This window comes from Clostridioides sp. ES-S-0123-01 (assembly GCF_020658415.1).
In the GTDB taxonomy this organism is placed as follows: domain Bacteria; phylum Bacillota; class Clostridia; order Peptostreptococcales; family Peptostreptococcaceae; genus Clostridioides.
Genome location: NZ_JACVWD010000003.1, coordinates 1 through 17964, shown reverse-complemented (window position 1 = coordinate 17964; position 17964 = coordinate 1). Strand labels below are relative to the sequence as shown.

Genomic DNA, 17964 nt, shown 5'->3' with positions numbered 1-17964 from the left:
ATCTAATAATTTATATACAAGTCTAATAACTTATATTCAAGTCTAATAGAATTAATATTCTAAAAGAAATATTATTTACCATAATAAACTTTTAAATATATCTCTTTTAATTCACTCATCAATGGATATCTAGGATTTGCACCTGTACATTGGTCATCAAATGCTTGTTCAACCATAGCATCCAATCCCTCTAAGAATTTAGCTTCATCTACTCCTGCCTCTTTTATAGTCTTAGGAAGACCCACTCTTGCCTTTAATTCATCTATTGCTTTTATAAGATTATCCACTTTTTCTTGGTCTGTATTTCCTTTAATTCCTGCGAAAGAAGCAAATTCAGCATATCTTTGTATACAATCAGGGTATCTGTATTGTGAAAATGCGCCCATCTTATTTGGAGCCTCTGCACAATTGAACTTAATTACTTCATTTATTAACAATGCATTTGCAACACCGTGTTGAACATGGTGGAATGCACCAAGTTTATGTGCCATAGAGTGGCAAATTCCTAAGAAAGCATTTGCAAAAGCCATACCAGCCATAGTAGATGCCATTGCCATTTTTTCTCTTGCTACTTTATCAGTCTTTCCATTTTTATATGCACGAGGTAAATATTCAAATATTATTTTGCCTGCTTGAAGCGCTAGTCCATCAGCTGGTTCAGTTCTTAGCATAGATACATATGCCTCTAGTGCATGTGTTAATGCATCAACACCTGATGCTGCTGTTAATCTTGGTGGCATTTCCATCATCATATCTGCATCAATTATAGCCATATTTGGCATTAATTCATAATCTGCTAATGGATATTTTACACCTGAATCTTGGTCAGTTATAACTGCAAATGGAGTTACTTCTGAACCAGTTCCTGCTGAAGTAGGAATAGCTGCAAAGTATGCTTTTTCACCCATCTTAGGGAATGCATATACTCTTTTTCTTATATCCATAAATCTCATTGCTAAATCTTGGAAATCTACTTCTGGATGCTCATACATTACCCACATTATCTTACCAGCATCCATTGCACTACCTCCACCTACAGATATTATTAAGTCTGGTTGGAAATCGGACATAGCCTTAGCCCCTTCTCTTGCACAAGCTAGTGTTGGGTCTGGAGCAACATCAAAGAATGTAGTATGCTTAATTCCCATTTCATCCAATAAATCAGTTAGTTTTTTAGTATAACCATTATTGTAAAGGAAAGAGTCTGTTACTATAAAAGCTTTCTTCTTGTTCATGACATCTTTAAATTCTCTTGCTGCTACACCTAAACATCCTTTTTTGAAATAAACTTTTTGTGGGGCTCTAAACCAAAGCATATTCTCTCTCCTTTCAGCTACTGTCTTGATATTAAGTAAATGCTTAACTCCTACGTTTTCTGATACTGAGTTTCCACCCCAAGAACCGCAACCAAGAGTAAGAGATGGAGCTAATTTAAAGTTATATAAATCACCTATACCACCTTGTGATGATGGAGTATTAACTAATACTCTACAAGTCTTCATAGCATTTACAAACTTCTCTACTCTCTCTGGTTGATTGATAGAGTCTGCATACAATGATGAAGTATGACCATACCCACCATCAGCAACTAATTTTTCAGCCTTAGCAACTGCATCTTCAAAACTCTTAGACTTGTACATTGCAAGGACAGGAGAAAGTTTTTCATGTGCAAAAGGTTCCTCTACTTCAACAGATTCAACTTCGCCAATTATTATCCTAGCTGTTTTTGGCACTTCTACATCTGCCATTTTTGCTATTACATGAGCTGGTTGTCCAACTATTTTGGCATTTAAAGTTCCATCAATTATTACTACTTTGCCTACCTTTTCTGTTTCTTCTTTATTTAAGAAATGTGCTCCACGATATTTAAATTCTTTTTTAACTTCTTCATATATTTTTTCTGGTACTATTACTGCTTGCTCAGAAGCACATATCATACCATTATCAAATGATTTTGATACTAATATTGAACTTACAGCCATTTTTATATCTGCACTCTCATCTATTATTGCTGGTACATTTCCAGGTCCAACTCCAACAGCTGGTTTACCTGAAGAATATGCAGATTTAACCATTCCAGGTCCGCCAGTAGCTAATATAAGATCTGCTTCTGCCATAACAACATTAGTCAATTCAATTGAAGGCACATCTACCCAACCTATAAGACCTTTTGGTGCTCCTGCCTTAACTGCTGCATCATGTACAACTCTAGCCGCTTCTATAGTACAGTTTTTAGCTCTTGGATGAGGGGAGAAAATTATACCATTTCTAGTTTTTAGTGCTATTAGGGACTTGAATATTGCAGTTGATGTAGGGTTAGTTGTTGGTATAACTGCTGATAATACACCTACTGGTTCAGCAATCTTTGTAAATCCAAATGCCTCATCTTTTTCTATAACACCACAAGTTTTAGTGTCTTTATAAGCATTATAGATATACTCTGAAGCGAAATGGTTTTTTATAACTTTATCTTCAACAATACCCATACCAGTCTCTTCAACTGCCATTTTTGCTAGGGGAATTCTTTGTTGATTTGCTGCAGTTGAAGCAGCTAAGAAAATTTTATCTACTTGCTCTTGTGTAAATGTTGCAAATTCTTTTTGTGCTAATCTAATTTCCTCTAGCCTCATTCTTAATGTCTCAACACTATTGACAATCTCAGGGCTACATACTTCAACAGCTACTGTTTCTACAACCTTTTCTTTTTTCTCCATAACTAAAAACCTCCCTAAATAATTATGCATCTCCTATTTTTATAAATCTTAAATGCATCATCTATTATATTTTTAACCTATACTTAAAATAATTTTATAGATTTCATATCTATACTTTAGATTTTATTTATTTTATGCCCTTAGGTCAAGAAGTTTTTTTCTGAATATTTTGTCAATTTATTTTTTAACAAATATATTATTTTTTTTACTTTTATTAAATTTTTTTATTTAAATAAGATATATTTCATTTGAATAATTTACTTTGACTAAATAAACTACTAAAATGATAATTTATATCTTTCACTTTTTTTATTTATTAAATTTTATATGTTATTTTTACAAGTAAGACATAATATTTTTGTCATATTTTCATAAAATAACACTTATTTTTGATTTATATGCATTTTTTCTTTTGATAATGACTATGTAATTTTTAAAAATATATAAATTAAAAATATTTTAGTTTCTATAAGTTATTTTTAAGTCAATATCTTAAAATAATATTTTTCATGTAGATAAACAATTTTTATATCAACCTCGTTAATTTTTTACTTACAATATGTATACAAAAAATTTTACAGCACAAAATTATTTATAAATTCTTAGTTTATTATCATATTAATTAATTTTTTCTCAGGTATATCCAATCAATTAATTGTGAATAAAAATTAATTTAATTGGGTAAAAGTAGATATCATAAAAAATTTTATATTAAATTTGTAGTACTTATATAAGAGATAAAATTTCCTATAATATTTTTTCATTAAATTTTTTCTTTTACAACAAATACTTACTACCTTTTGATATAATATTTTTATCAGTTATTATATTCAGGTTTTGAAAGGAGTATTAAAATGAGTTTATTAGTTTTCGGACATAAAAATCCAGATACAGATTCAATATGTTCTGCAATTTCATTAGCACATTTAAAAAACAAATTAGGGATAGAAGCAACAGCTTATGCTTTAGGAGACATCAGAAAGGAAGCTAAATACGCCTTAGATTACTTTAAGGTAGATGCACCTGAAATCTTAGATAACGTTAGAATACAAGTTAGAGATTTAAATTATGATAAGGTAGTACCTTTAACTCCAACTTCTTCTATATTAGAAGCCTATAATCTTATGGATGAAAAAAATGTTAAAACATTACCTGTAACTTATGAGGATGGAACTTTTGCTGGTATTATTACCATGAAAGAAATAGCTAAAAACCTTCTTCATCAACATTTTACAACTATACACACATCACTATCAAATATCTGCAAAAACCTTAATGGTAATATCCTTGTAGATTGTGGTGAAGATGTAAAAGGTAGAGTTGTTACTTTATCATTTGGTATGGAAACCCTGATAGAGACTTTAAAAGAAGGGGATATAGCTATTGTTGGCGATAGATATGATAGTATTGAATACGCAATTGATACAAAAGTTAAGCTTTTAATACTTACTAATCATACAAAAATTTCAAAAGACTTACTAGCTCTTGCTAAAATAAATGGAGTGTCTGTTGTTTCTGTTGAAAGTGACAACTACAAAACTTCTAATGTCATAAATCAATGTAGTTTCTTAGATTCTATAGAAGCCACAGATAATTTGATTACATTTAAAGAAGATGACTATATGGATGAAATAAAAGAAATTATGTTAGAAACAAATTTTAGATCTTATCCTATATTAGATGATGACAATAAGTTTTTAGGATTAATTTCAAAAGGGCATCTATTAAATCCATCTAAAAAGAATGTTGTTTTAGTTGACCATAATGAATATGCTCAAAGTGCTGATGGAATTGAACAAGCAAATATAGTTGAAATAGTTGACCATCATAAACTTGGTGGTATTTCTACTGATGTTCCTATGTCTTTTAGAGTTATGCCTGTTGGATGCAATAGTACTATAATTTATCAAATGTATAAAGAAAATAATGTTGAGATACCTTATGAAATAGCTGGTCTTCTTTTATCTGCTATATTATCTGATACATTATTATTTAAATCTCCAACAACTACTGATATGGATAAGAAAGCTTGTGAAGAATTAAGTAAAATAGCAAAAGTAGACATGGAAAAATATGCTATGGATATGTTTAAATGTGGTACTTCTTTAGATGAGTTTACTATAGAACAAATAGTAAATATGGACTTTAAAGAGTTTAACATGAGTGGACATAGAGTTGGTATAGGACAAGTATTTACTTTAGACACAGACTCTATATTTGCTAAGAAGGATGAATTTTTATCTTATATAAATTCAACTGATTATGACAAATTAGTTCTTGCAGTTACAGATATAATAAAAGAAGGTTCTTATTTAATTTACAAAGCAGAAGATAGATTAATTGCTGATGCATTTGGTATTGAAGGAGTTCAAGGAACATTTGCTCCAGGTGTTGTATCTAGAAAGAAACAATTAGTACCTAACTTAACTACTGCAATTAAAAATTTTAAATAATATAAAATCTTTAAACAATACAAAAACTGTTTCAAATTTAAATTTGAAACAGTTTTTTATATTTTTATTAAACCTTTCAATATATTTAATGTCTTTGTTAAAGTACATACTTAGTTACAATATGTCACTTAAAAATTTACTGTTTGAAATTCTTTTATAACAATATTAAATTCCATAAAAAAATACACTATTAGAAAACTCTAATAGTGTATTTTTTTCTTATTATTATATATTACACTTTAAATTATTCCTTGACTGGTTTAGCTGGTGTAAACTAAACCAGTCTCTCTCAAATATTAAGCACTTTTTTCTTATTATGTTCTTTAGGATTTATTGTCTCTATTATTGTAAACCAAAGTTATGAAATTGTAAATAGAATATATTACCATTATAATGTTTTTTCTTAAATAAAAATATACAAATAACTTTCTTTTCTTAAATAAAATCGCTAAAATAGCTTTAAAAAATGTTAAAATAAATGTTTTCCATCTATCTTCTATATTTATTTTAATATATTATATATTAAAAACTTAATCATAAATAATTTAATATAATTATTTTTCTATAATACTTTAAGATGATGTTCTGATAAGATTACTGGAGTTATTTAGTATAATAAAAATTTAATAGATAATTAAATTTCAGTAAAACAAAGTATAATAGAATAAATTAAAAAGTGAGATGTTATTATATTCTCTAGAAAATATAATAACATCTCACTTTATCTTTAAGTTGTATATATTTTTTCTTTTATCTGTGTCCTAGTTTTTTTCAACGTCTGAGTAATCTACTCCAAAAGTTTCTACAGTTACAGCTTTCATAACTTGCGGAGTCTGTGGCTTGTCCGCTGCTCCTGTTCTAACTGATGCTATTTCATCAACTGTATCCATACCTTCTATAACTCTACCAAAACCTGCATATTGACCATCTAAATGTGGTGAATTTTTATGCATTATAAAAAATTGAGAACCAGCTGAATTAGGTGCCATAGTTCTAGCCATTGATATAACGCCTCTTTCATGCTTTAAATTGTTAGTAAATCCATTTCCACTAAATTCACCTTTTATAGAATGTCCTGGACCACCCATTCCAGTACCATTTGGGCATCCACCTTGTATCATAAATCCTGGTATTACTCTATGAAATGTTATTCCATTATAATATCCATCATCTACTAATGATACAAAATTTTTAACTGTATTTGGTGCTATATTTGGGTACAACTCAATTTTTATTTCTTTTCCATTTTCCATTACTATAGTTACTATAGGATTTTTATTTTCCATGATTTATTACCTTCCTTTTTATTAATTAAATTACACAATTACATTTATTATATTATACTCTAAATTAAACTCTAGCAAGTATATTTTTTCCTATTTCATATCCTTCTTGATATATAGTTTTACAAAACTCATCATCAAAGTTAAGAGTATCTTTAGGTGCAAATTGAGTGTTAGGTCTAACTACTATTATTTTATCTTCATTATATATTTTTTTGATGTCATCTGGTAAATCATAATTATACTTTGTGGATATCAGAATAATTTTATCCACATTATCCACAATTAAAGGCTCAATTAACGCACTCCTAATTAGACCTCCATCCAATTTAAAACCATCATAAATACCATCTTGCACATCCTTCATAAATTGTTCTTTAAATCCAAGAGTAGCATTTGGATTTGATGGTAACAATCCACTATATGAAATGCTTAAAATTGCTTCGTCTTTAGGCATTTTTGACACATTTACAACCTTTTCTGATACTACCTTATTATTAACTTCTACATAGTTAACATAGAAGTTCATTTTCTCTATTTTACTACTATCTAGTTCTCTCAGATTATCTATAGCTGGAGAATTATCCACAGTATTATTTACTATTTTCACATTTCCGTTCTGGATATCTTTTATATTTATCCACATTTTTTTCAAGTTATCAACATTACCTGTGTATAAATAATATCCATTTATTGCTCCTATTGATGTTCCTGAAATTGAATAAAAATGATTTATTCCATTATCATACAAAGCGTTAACTACCCCTGCTTGGTAAGCTCCCTTTGCTCCTCCACCTTCTAAGCATAGTCCTAGTTTCATAGTTTCATCTCCAAATTGTTTATCTTATATTTATATTTCAAAAAACTTACTAAATGTTTTATATATACTATAATGGTCTTCAACATTACCTAATTCCCTTATAGAATGCATTGCTAAAATTGGACTTCCTACATCCACAGATGGTATATCTACATGAGTAGAGGATATTGGACCTATAGTACTTCCACCCCTCTCATCTGACCTATTTACAAATTCTTGATACTCGACATTAGCTTCTTTACATATATTTTTGTAAACAGCTATAGAATATCCATCACTTGTATATGCTTGACTTGCATTTATCTTTATAACAGGCCCTTTTCCCATAACTGGTTTATTGGTTGGGTCATGTTTTTCTGGAGTATTTGGATGAATAGCATGAGCTAAATCTGATGATATCATGAAAGACGAATAAATAGCCTCAAAAAATCCTTCTCTATCTTTCCCTATTGATAAACATATTCTCTCCAATATATTTAATAGCATATTTGAATCTGCACCTTGTTTAGTAGAACTTCCAACTTCTTCATTGTCAAATACAGCCATTACATTTACACCACTTTGTCCTTTAGCATCAACTAAAGCATTTAAACTAGCATGTACCATTGCAAGATTATCTTGTCTTCCAATAGATATAAATTCCTCATTAGCCCCTATTAAACTTCCTTTTTCAAATTCATATAAGAACAAATCAAAGTCTATTATATCTTCCACTTTTACATTTAAATTAGATGATATTTGTTTTAAAAGAAAGTTATCTTTTTCTAATGTATCGTTTAATAATCCAACTAGAGGTAACATATCTTTTTGCTTATTATATGAATGACCATCATTTATGCTTCTATTCAAATGTATAGCTAGATTTGGTATTATACAAATTGGTTTTTTAAAGTCGATAAGTTTTTCCTTTGGCTTAAGTACACTATCTCCTTTTAAGACTACTCTTCCAGCTATACCAAGTGGTCTATCTAACCATGTACTTAATATTGCTCCTCCATAACATTCTGTATTCAGCTTCAAATAAGCTTTCTCAGCTTCTATTTCTGCATTTGGCTTAATACTAAATGTAGGAGAATCTGAATGAGAACCTATTATTCTAAACCCACCTTCTTCTATATTATCTGAGTTAACTACAAAAGCTACTATAGCAGATAAATTTTTAGTCACGTAGTATTTTCCACCTACTCTTAGATTCCATTTCTTATTTAAAGCTAACTCTTCAAATCCATTTTTATCTAAAACTTCTTTAGCACTATCAACTGCGTGAAAAGATGATGGGCTATCGTATATGAAATCTATTAAATTTTTAGCAAAGCTTATACTATCCATTCCTAATTTTCCTCCATTATAAAATATCTAGTGTTGTATATTCTTTATTTATTTTTTTAATTCCTTGCTTATCAAAGGCTATAGTAACATCTGTTCCAGTTATAGACACGACTGTTCCAACCCCAAATTTAGGATGATGTACTTTAGAACCAAGCTTTATATCTTCTGGATTAGTCTCTTTATTTGAATCTTTTATTGTAGCGTTAACATTATCTGCAACTTTAGATTTACTTATAGTATTCATATACTTTTTAGTATATTTATCTAACATATTATAACTTGCTTTAGAATAACTTAATTCTTTTTTCATTTTGTACAATCTTTCTATACATTCTTCTGGTAACTCTTCCATAAATCTTGAAGCTATTGCAACATTTGTTTTACCATATAGCGTTCTTTTTTCAGTTAGTGACATGTATAACTCTTCTTTAGCTCTAGTTATACCAACATAACAAAGCCTTCTTTCTTCTTCTATTTGAGATTCACTCAGAGACTTTATAGCTCTTGATATAGGAAATAGTCCTTCTTCCATCCCTGTTAAAAATACAACTGGAAACTCCAATCCTTTAGATGTATGAATTGTCATAAGAGAAACTCTATCATTGTCCTCTTCATCATTAGATTCGGATGTAAGTGCTATACTAGTTAAAAATGTCTCTAAATCTTTATTTTCATAAGTGTCATCACTACTACTTTCAAACTCTAGTGCTATAGATATAAATTCTCTTAAATTATCAATTCTATCTTGAGCTTCTTCACCTTTACCAGTTAAATCTTTTTCATTTTTATTTTTTATATCTACAAGTTCATCCATATATCCTGTAGTATCTAAAACTTTTTCTATTAACTTACTAACAGGATAGACTTCTTTTATAGTTCTAAGTGTACCTATAATATCAACAAATCCACTTATACTTGCTCTAGCTTTTGTAGATATATCGGAGTTTGTTTCTATATCAATTAAAACTGAATATATACTCTCTTGTTTCAAATTGGCTCTATCTTCAATTTTTTCTATAGTTCTAAGCCCTATACCTCTTCTAGGAACGTTTATAATTCTTTTTATAGATATGTCATCCTGTGGATTTTGAATAACTCTTAAATACGCTACTAAGTCCTTTATTTCTTTTCTCTCATAAAACTTTGTACCACCATATATATTATATGGTATTTGACTTCTGTTTAAAGCGTCTTCTACAGGTCTTGCTTGTGCATTTGCTCTATAAAGTACTGCAAAATCTTTGTATGGTCTATTCTCTTTTCTAGCTATTTGTGCAATTGAGTCAGCTATAAAATCAGCTTCTTCTATTTCACTACCAGTTAGTTGTATCTTTATAAGTTCTCCTTCTTTCTTTTCACTCCAAAGTTTCTTTCTTTTTCTTTCTATGTTATTTGATATAACTTTGTTAGCTGCATCTAATATTACTTGTGTTGATCTATAATTTTGTTCTAGTTTCACAACATGTACATTATCATAATCTTTCTCAAATTCAAGTATATTTCTTATATCTGCGCCTCTCCATCCATAAATACTTTGGTCATCATCTCCAACAACACAGATATTTTGATGTTCTCTAGCTAATAATTTTATTAGCTCATATTGAGCTTTACTCGTATCCTGATACTCATCTACCATTATGTATCTAAATCTACTTCTGTAATAAGCTAATACTTCATCATTAGCCTTAAAAAGTTCTACAGTTTTAAGTATTAAATCGTCAAAATCAAGTGCACTATTTCTCTTTAAACGGTCTTGATATAATGCATAAATATCTGCAATTTTAACCATTCTATTATCCGACATATTCATATCTTTAAACTGCTTTGGTGTATAAAGCTTATCTTTTGCTCCTGAAATAGCACTTATAACGGCCTTTGGTTCAAATACTTTATCACTTAAATTTAATTCTTTAAGGCAATCTTTGACTAAGGTTACTTGGTCTGCAGCATCATAAATTACAAAACTTCTATTGTAACCAATTTTATTTATATCTTTTCTAAGTATACGAACACAACAAGAATGGAATGTACTTATCCACATTTCCTTAGTTTCCGAACCTATATTTTGTTCGACTCTTTCTCTCATTTCATTTGCAGCTTTATTTGTAAATGTTATAGCTAATATACTAGGTGCTTGTACACCTTTATCTTCCATAAGGTATGCTATTCTTGTTGTTAGTACCTTAGTTTTACCTGAACCAGCACCAGCTAATATAAGTACTGGCCCCTCAGTTTTTTCTACTGCTTCTCTTTGAGCAGGATTTAATGTATCTAAATTCATATTTCTCCTCCTGTTAACAGCCATAAATATATTTTAATCTAAAATATGAATTACTTCAAATTATAATTATGTATTATATTAATAGATTATTGTCAAATTTTAACAATTAGATAACACTTACTTATAAAATTTATTTTTATATCTATAAAAAAATAACCTTATGATTTGGGGAATCATAAGGCACCTTTAAGGGGTCTAGGTTAAGGGTTATTATATATAAATCTATTTTTTTAAAATAGGTTTAGGGCTTAATTATTTATTTGTACTAAGTCTCTTTCTTTCCAGTACTTATACAAATCTTCTTCTTTCTTAAATAAAGGTAAATTCATATTTTTATGTACCTTTACTAACCATGGAGATTCTAATCCAGCTTGTATAATATTGTTCTCATTTACAAATACACTTTCTGCATTTCCTTCATCAATTAAAATCCCCTTATCCAGTACATATATATAATCGCATATTTCATACATTAAATTCATATCATGACTGGATATTACTATTTTTATATTATTTTTATCTAATCCCTTTATTATATCTACAATAGACCTAGTGCTTACTGGGTCTAATCCAGCTGTAGGTTCATCAAGCAATATAATTTCATTTTCCATTGCTATAACTGATGCAATTGCTACTCTTTTTTTCTGACCATAACTTAAGAAGTGTACTGGCCTATCTATAAAATCTATTCCATTAACAGCTATCAAAGCTTTGTTTATTCTCTCTTTAATAATTTTTTCATCCATCCCAATGTTTCTCATCGCAAATGCTATATCATCATATACTTTTGAGTAAAATATTTGTTTTTCTGGGTCTTGAAAAACAATCCCTACATTCTTTCTAAGATTATACAAACTCTTCTTATCATACTTTAACTTTTCTTCTTTGAAAAGTATTTCTCCAGATGTAGGCTTTAATATTCCCATTAAATTCATAAATAAAGTTGACTTTCCTGAACCATTTGAGCCTATTATACCTATAACATTTCCCTTTGAGAAATCCATATTAATGTTCAATAATGCACTAGCATTTTTTTCATATTGATATGTTAAATTATTTATTTTAAACATCATTATCCCCTACTATGTGAAATTTACCATCATACAATTTTATGTCTAATGATATACACATATCATCATACCTTGTCATAAGCCTTTTGTACAGCATACTTCCAAGAATCCCTAAAGATTTATATGAAGTTTTTAAATTTATGTACCCAAATCTTAGTTCTTGTGATTTATATATCTCTGAAAATTCTTCTAAAAATATAAATATAAATCTATATATTAACATTGATAATTCAACAAAGGTGTCTGGTAAATGCAATTTTTTGAAGAAAAATATTAACTGATTAAAAGGTGTTGTAAGTATACAAAAATACACACAAGTTAAACAAGACATAGCTCTAAATAACACATGAATAGACATGTCAATAGATGCCTTTGATATTCCTATATAAAAACTAAAACATTGAAAACTATATAGTAAATCTACTTTATTAAAAGATATATTTACAAGAGTTATACCTATACTAAGAAATAAAAAATACATTGGTATTTGAAGTAATTTCAAATAATTTTTTAAATCTATCCCTGCTACACAAACAACTAAAATACTCATTAAAATCATAATTCCACTTAAGATAAATACATTTTTTATTACCATAGAAGCAATTAGAAAAATTGCTCCTATGGCTACTTTTTTATTTGGATTTACTTTACTCAATCTATTTGTATATGCATATTTATCAATTATAAGCATAATTAACTTCTCTTTCCTTTTTGAATACCTAATATGTATCCTATTACACCTGCACCTAAAGCTGCTTGTGCAGAGAATAATAAACTCTCTATTTCTCCACTTGGTGGCTCATATGGGCTACTAAACCAAGGCTCATAATTTGGATTTATCTTAGTAATTTCACTTTCAGCTTGACCATCTGCTCCTCCATATTCAGCACCTGAATTTACAAGTAATGGGAATATAATAAGAGCTACTACTAATAAAAGTAATAATATGTTAGTTTTTGTTTTTGTTTTAGCACTCATTAGCTTTAACTCCTTTATCATTATTTTCTAGTATGCTTTTTTCTCCATTTTCTGTAATTAAATTATATACAATTACAGTAAGGATACCTTCTGCTATTGCTATTGGTATTTGAGTCATAAAGAAAATTCCTAAGAATTTAATTGCTGAAGCCATCACTCCACCAGATGGGTCTGGAAAAGCCAGTGCTAATTGTATTGAAGTTATTGTATATGTGGCTAAGTCTCCTATTGCTGCTGCAAGAAATACTGGTATAGCATTATTTCCATCTTTTTTCTTTAATGCTTTAAATATTAAAAATGATATAATTGGACCTATTATAGCCATTGAAAAAGCATTAGCTCCTAAAGTAGTTATTCCACCATGTGCTAGTAATAATGCTTGGAATATTAAAACTATAGTTCCAAGAACAAACATTACACTTGGTCCAAACATTATTGCTCCAAGACCTACTCCAGTAGGATGTGAACAACTTCCTGTTACTGAAGGTATTTTTAATGCTGATAATACAAAGACAAATGCTCCACATAGAGCTAATAAAACTTTCTTCTTAGGGTCTTGCTTTACTATTTTACCTATTGATTTTAATCCCACTAAGAAAAATGGTATAAATATAACTCCCCATGCTATAGACCATTTTACTGGTAAGTAACCTTCCATTATATGCATTGCATTTGATGTAACTGGAGTTAAAATTATTAACATAAGTGCAGCTATAACCCCTAATTTGATATTTTGTTTCATTTGAGTATCCCCTCTCTCCCTTTCTAATAATTAAAATATGAATAATACATGTATCCTTCATTATAGCAAAATAAAAAAGCCTAACTCGATGGCTAGGCTTCTAATTTTCGACAATCTAAATACAAACACATAAAATAAACATATCTGTATAATTATTATAAGAAACTTTCTCCATCCCCGAAGAAATCACTTTAATATTTTAGGCAGGTCTCCTGACTTAGCTTCATCCTACTCCTCTTCCTTCCCATGAAATATAAAAACATATTATCATAGTGGCTAACAAAAGTTTCGTCTGCATCACAGTAGCGGGGGCTGTAAAGGAATTTAACCTTCTTCCCTATTAATCTTGCTTAAAGAACCTATAATATTATATATTTAATTTTTAATATTACTTTATTTTTAATTCATTTTCTATATAAATCATTGTATACCTTTTCTGTGAAAATTTCTACATTTTTTACAAATTTTATTCATTTTTATATTTTTATGTATATAAATTCTTTTTTATAAATCTATTAATTCCTAATTATTTTCTTTAAATACATTGAAACTACATCAGAAAATCTAGTTATATCTCTTGAATATATAAAATCATTTCCATAGATTAATCTTTCAGCTTCAAGTTCTGATTCTTTACCTGTAAATACTCCTAATACTAATATATCTTGTTTCCTAGCTTTTCTTACTTCATTAGCTGTGTCTCTTAAACCAACAACACCTCTATAAGCTTTTTCACCTCTTAAAGTTCTCTCACTGTTTTTTCCTATCTTTACATCATTTGGTCTTCCATCACTAAGGACTATCAAAATTTTATTTTCTTCATCTCTATTTATCAAACCACTACATATAGATTTTATAGCTAAACCATCTCTATTGTTACCAGCGCAGAAGTATTCAAAGATGTTTTCACTATTTTTAATACTGTCATCATAATCCTTAAATCTTTTTAATATCGTATAATCTAAGAAACTAGAAAAACCCATAACTCTATTTGGTATTCCAACTTCCGTCAAAGCATTTGCAATTATGTAAGCTTGAATTGCTACATTTCCTTGGTTTCTACTTTGAGAACCACTTGCATCCAACAATATATCAATAACATATTTTCCTTTTTCATTTTCTATATCTTTATAAAATATTTTATTATTATTACTCCTTCCAACTCTCCAGGCTCTATTTGCTAATATAGTACCACAATCAGAATATACTCTATTTTTAGCATTTTCTTCTACTAAAATCCTAGAAAGGCTTTCTTTTAATCGCTTTATTTGTTGTCTATACATCCTAGCATGTTCTCTAAATTTGCCTAAATTATTTTCTTTTTGTCTTGTCACATATTTTAGCTGAAAAACATTATTACATTCACTTCTAAGAACACCATCTGTGAAGTGAATTCTACATCCTTCATGTACGTTTCTACAATTTTGTGTTTCAAGCTTTTTAATTTCACCCTTACTTAAATAAGTTTTCCCATAGTAATGTTCTATTTTAGTGTATATTTTATTTACAGTCTCTTCATCAACATATATAACTCTATCTGCTGAATTGTTAGCTTGAGAATTGTCAAAGTCTCCTACTCCCTCTATAAGCATTGATGAGGAGATTGAATCTATATCACTTTCAACGATATTTTCCTCTTCATCGCTATATAGTTCTTCATACATAAAATCAGCAAACGTATCAAAGTTTACTTCAACATTTTTTACATTGTTTTCATCATATGTAGAATTATTTTCTTCACTATTCAATATATATTCAAAATAAGTTAAATATATAACATCTAATACCTTTAAAATCTCCATAATATCCTGATTTGTATCTATAAGCCTTATATCATTTACTATTCTTTTAGTTATACTATCTAATGCTGGATGTTTATCCATGCTATAAAGTACAAATGCATATTTAATCTTGTCCATCATATTGTTATTGTATATCTTGGTAAAACGTGAAACAATATCTTTATATGCTCTTTTTCTAATATCTTCTATTCCAGGTCTATCTTTAATAGCTTTTTCTTCAACAATTGTATTTAGTATAACTTGAATTAGACCTAATATAACATCCTTATCATATCCTTTTCGCATTCTATTTGTGAGGTATTTTTTAACTATATCCCAGTCTACATATTTTCTTCTAGCTCCTGCAATTATTGCAAAGTATAGACCTATTTCCTTTGAAGAATAATCTTTTTCTGATATATCTATACTTTCGTTATAATCACCAGCTATTGTCCAAGATAAGTTATTTGCTCTATTTTCAAATTCATAATCATCATATATCCATTTCATAATCTCACCTATATTAAATATGACTTATTGGAAATATATCTGCACTCTCCCATTTATTAGGTATTCTTGTTTTAATTACATCTCCAACCATTTCTTTTTCATATATATCAAAAGTCTTTCCTGTAAGCCCCATATTAATTGCAAGAGTTGGCTTTAATCCTCTTCTTATAGTTTTAAGAGATGCCATAAGACCTCTTAAATCAATAGCTTTACTAGATATTTCACCATTTTGAGATTTTAATTGTAAATCTAAAAATATCCCTGCAAATTGTGTTAATTTTTCTTCATCAGCATCTGAAAATTCATTTTTCAAAATCATCATTAACTTCTCCTCTTCTACAGGAGGAATATCTATTACCATAAACCTAGAAACTAGAGCTTCATTAAGTTCCTTTGTTCCTGCATACTCATAATTCATAGTTCCAATAAATCTTGTTGCTGGGTGCAGATTAACTCTCTCATAACCTGGCACATCAATCACTCGACGATAATCTAAGGCTGAATGAACTACAACTATGGCATCATTTTTTGCCATATTAATTTCATCAAATATTCCAAATCCTCCATTAACAGCACACTCATAAACTGAACCCCTTCTAAGTTTAACTTCATTATCTATAAATGTATCTGTACCTATAAGTGTTGAACTATCTGTATTTATATGAAACGAGGTATTCCATTGGGGTCTATTAAATATCTCGCCTAAATTATCAGCAAGTAAATTTTTCCCTGTTGCCTTTGGCCCTGACAATAAAATATTTTCTTCTTCTAAAATAGCTGTTATACACATAGATAATATCTCTTTACCATAAAAATAAGTTTTAGATTTTGTTACTCTGTATTCTAAATCTTTTTCTAAGCTATAATAATTTCTGAAATACAATACATCTTCAATAAGTTTCTCATCTACCCCTTGTATCCTTAAGTTATCTATTATATCCATATCCTTACCCCTTTTATATAAAATAGTATTTGTTTTATTTCTTAACACCATTTTAGCACAAAAGGATATAGCCTAAAATTAATTTTATAAATTAATAACAGCCCTTTCTGTATTCTACAAAAAGGGCTGTCCATATATATTTTTATAATCTTATTCTATTGTGTTTTTTATGTATATGTGACTTAATAGCAAAACCAACAATAATTATAGCTATTGGTATAATTAGAACCATAAATTTATAATCATTATAATGTGACATTATTTTTACCCAACTCTCTGAAAAAATATACCCAATACTAATTAACGAAGTATTCCATATGGTGATACCCACAATAGAGGATACAATAAAAGTTATAATATTCTGACCTGCAATACCTGCTATAAAAGATATGTATGTTCTACATAGAGGAATTAATCTACATACACAAACAGAAATAGAAGAGTATTTGTTAAAATAATCTTGTGATGTAAAAATTCCCTTTTTTGCCTTTGGACATATCTCTACTATCTTATTTATGATAGATTTTCCTCCCCAATTACCTATTGTATAACAAAATATTGAACCAAGTATACCTGCAACTATACTTAAAATTAAAATAGTTAGAAAACCAAAATGATTTCTTGCTGCAATAGCACCACAAAGTGGCAAAACTACTTCACTAGGTAATGGAAAACAAGCATACTCAATCATAATTAATACAAATACAGATATTAATCCATATTGTAAAATAAAACTATTGATTACAGACACCCACTTATCTATCTCCTTTCTTATTTAAAAGTACATACCTATAAAACCTCACATCCTACATTATAAGAATTAATTTATAAAAAACTCTTTAAAATATTATATGTGTTTATATAAAGCATTTATAACAGACTTATGTTTTTTTAATAAGAAATTTGAAAATAAGAAACTTGACAACAAAAAATAAAAAAATTACGTGGCTACGTCCTACTCTCCCAGGCAGTTTCCCACCAAGTACCATCAGCGCTAGAGAGCTTAACTTCTGTGTTCGGAATGGGAACAGGTGTATCCTCTCTGCTATTGTAACCACAT

13 protein-coding genes, 1 rRNA gene and 1 riboswitch are annotated in these 17964 nt (G+C 28.7%); of the genes, 1 reads left to right on the top strand and 13 read right to left on the bottom strand.

Translation table 11 applies throughout. The annotated features are described in order from the left end of the window. Window positions 1–71: 71 nt before the first annotated feature. On the bottom strand, window positions 72–2714 hold the full coding sequence (gene adhE, locus IC175_RS07075; RefSeq protein WP_227435504.1) for a bifunctional acetaldehyde-CoA/alcohol dehydrogenase: 2643 nt from the start codon (window positions 2712–2714) through the stop codon (window positions 72–74). A gap of 854 nt (window positions 2715–3568) precedes the next feature. On the opposite strand from adhE, the gene IC175_RS07070 reads away from it, so the two are divergent. Then, the gene (locus tag IC175_RS07070; protein WP_227435512.1) at window positions 3569–5167 is read left to right on the top strand and encodes a putative manganese-dependent inorganic diphosphatase; all 1599 of its coding nucleotides are present in this window, start codon (window positions 3569–3571) and stop codon (window positions 5165–5167) included. Window positions 5168–5928: 761 nt separating this feature from the next. Here the strand turns inward: IC175_RS07070 and IC175_RS07065 are convergent. The 12 genes from IC175_RS07065 to rrf all read right to left on the bottom strand — a co-directional run bounded on the left by IC175_RS07065 (window position 5929) and on the right by rrf (window position 17963). Further along, on the bottom strand, window positions 5929–6453 hold the full coding sequence (locus IC175_RS07065; protein ID WP_227435515.1) for a peptidylprolyl isomerase: 525 nt from the start codon (window positions 6451–6453) through the stop codon (window positions 5929–5931). A 64-nt stretch (window positions 6454–6517) separates the two neighbouring features. Then, the gene (locus tag IC175_RS07060) at window positions 6518–7270 is read right to left on the bottom strand and encodes a patatin-like phospholipase family protein (RefSeq protein WP_227851348.1); all 753 of its coding nucleotides are present in this window, start codon (window positions 7268–7270) and stop codon (window positions 6518–6520) included. A 30-nt stretch (window positions 7271–7300) separates the two neighbouring features. Further along, complete coding sequence (locus IC175_RS07055) at window positions 7301–8599, bottom strand: M18 family aminopeptidase (protein WP_227825089.1); 1299 nt, start codon at window positions 8597–8599, stop codon at window positions 7301–7303. A 16-nt stretch (window positions 8600–8615) separates the two neighbouring features. Then, entirely contained in the window at window positions 8616–10880 is a 2265-nt protein-coding gene (locus IC175_RS07050) for a DUF3553 domain-containing protein (RefSeq protein WP_227435521.1), read from the bottom strand. A gap of 248 nt (window positions 10881–11128) precedes the next feature. Beyond that, entirely contained in the window at window positions 11129–11950 is an 822-nt protein-coding gene (locus IC175_RS07045) for an energy-coupling factor ABC transporter ATP-binding protein (RefSeq protein ID WP_227435523.1), read from the bottom strand. Next, window positions 11943–12641 carry a cobalt ECF transporter T component CbiQ gene (gene cbiQ / locus IC175_RS07040; RefSeq protein ID WP_227851347.1) on the bottom strand — a complete coding sequence of 233 codons (699 nt, stop codon included), beginning with the start codon at window positions 12639–12641 and terminating at the stop codon, window positions 11943–11945. Before cbiQ ends, IC175_RS07045 begins: the two co-directional genes overlap by 8 nt. A 2-nt stretch (window positions 12642–12643) precedes the next feature. Beyond that, complete coding sequence (locus IC175_RS07035) at window positions 12644–12928, bottom strand: energy-coupling factor ABC transporter substrate-binding protein (protein WP_227435527.1); 285 nt, start codon at window positions 12926–12928, stop codon at window positions 12644–12646. Continuing rightward, a complete protein-coding gene (locus IC175_RS07030) occupies window positions 12918–13670 on the bottom strand; it encodes an energy-coupling factor ABC transporter permease (RefSeq protein WP_227435530.1) in 753 nt (250 codons plus the stop codon). Before IC175_RS07030 ends, IC175_RS07035 begins: the two co-directional genes overlap by 11 nt. Before the next feature lie 184 nt (window positions 13671–13854). After that, window positions 13855–14048, bottom strand: a riboswitch (cobalamin riboswitch). A 137-nt stretch (window positions 14049–14185) separates the two neighbouring features. Further along, window positions 14186–15961 carry a nitric oxide reductase activation-like protein gene (locus IC175_RS07025; protein ID WP_227851346.1) on the bottom strand — a complete coding sequence of 592 codons (1776 nt, stop codon included), beginning with the start codon at window positions 15959–15961 and terminating at the stop codon, window positions 14186–14188. A gap of 13 nt (window positions 15962–15974) precedes the next feature. After that, a complete protein-coding gene (locus IC175_RS07020; protein ID WP_227851345.1) occupies window positions 15975–16904 on the bottom strand; it encodes an AAA family ATPase in 930 nt (309 codons plus the stop codon). A gap of 142 nt (window positions 16905–17046) precedes the next feature. Further along, window positions 17047–17655 carry a DedA family protein gene (locus IC175_RS07015; RefSeq protein ID WP_227483401.1) on the bottom strand — a complete coding sequence of 203 codons (609 nt, stop codon included), beginning with the start codon at window positions 17653–17655 and terminating at the stop codon, window positions 17047–17049. Window positions 17656–17846: 191 nt separating this feature from the next. Beyond that, window positions 17847–17963, bottom strand: a 5S ribosomal RNA gene (rrf, locus tag IC175_RS07010). Window position 17964: the final 1 nt, after the last annotated feature.

Bases quoted from the DNA above. Each gene is read 5' to 3' on its own strand.
- IC175_RS07020 (WP_227851345.1), bottom strand. From the start codon at position 16,904: ATGGATATAATAGATAACTTAAGGATACAAGGGGTAGATGAGAAACTT.
- IC175_RS07035 (WP_227435527.1), bottom strand. From the start codon at position 12,928: ATGAGTGCTAAAACAAAAACAAAAACTAACATATTATTACTTTTATTA.
- IC175_RS07060 (WP_227851348.1), bottom strand. From the start codon at position 7,270: ATGAAACTAGGACTATGCTTAGAAGGTGGAGGAGCAAAGGGAGCTTAC.
- cbiQ (WP_227851347.1), bottom strand. From the start codon at position 12,641: ATGCTTATAATTGATAAATATGCATATACAAATAGATTGAGTAAAGTA.
- IC175_RS07045 (WP_227435523.1), bottom strand. From the start codon at position 11,950: ATGTTTAAAATAAATAATTTAACATATCAATATGAAAAAAATGCTAGT.
- IC175_RS07055 (WP_227825089.1), bottom strand. From the start codon at position 8,599: ATGGATAGTATAAGCTTTGCTAAAAATTTAATAGATTTCATATACGAT.
- IC175_RS07025 (WP_227851346.1), bottom strand. From the start codon at position 15,961: ATGAAATGGATATATGATGATTATGAATTTGAAAATAGAGCAAATAAC.
- IC175_RS07070 (WP_227435512.1), top strand. From the start codon at position 3,569: ATGAGTTTATTAGTTTTCGGACATAAAAATCCAGATACAGATTCAATA.
- IC175_RS07030 (WP_227435530.1), bottom strand. From the start codon at position 13,670: ATGAAACAAAATATCAAATTAGGGGTTATAGCTGCACTTATGTTAATA.
- IC175_RS07050 (WP_227435521.1), bottom strand. From the start codon at position 10,880: ATGAATTTAGATACATTAAATCCTGCTCAAAGAGAAGCAGTAGAAAAA.
- adhE (WP_227435504.1), bottom strand. From the start codon at position 2,714: ATGGAGAAAAAAGAAAAGGTTGTAGAAACAGTAGCTGTTGAAGTATGT.
- IC175_RS07065 (WP_227435515.1), bottom strand. From the start codon at position 6,453: ATGGAAAATAAAAATCCTATAGTAACTATAGTAATGGAAAATGGAAAA.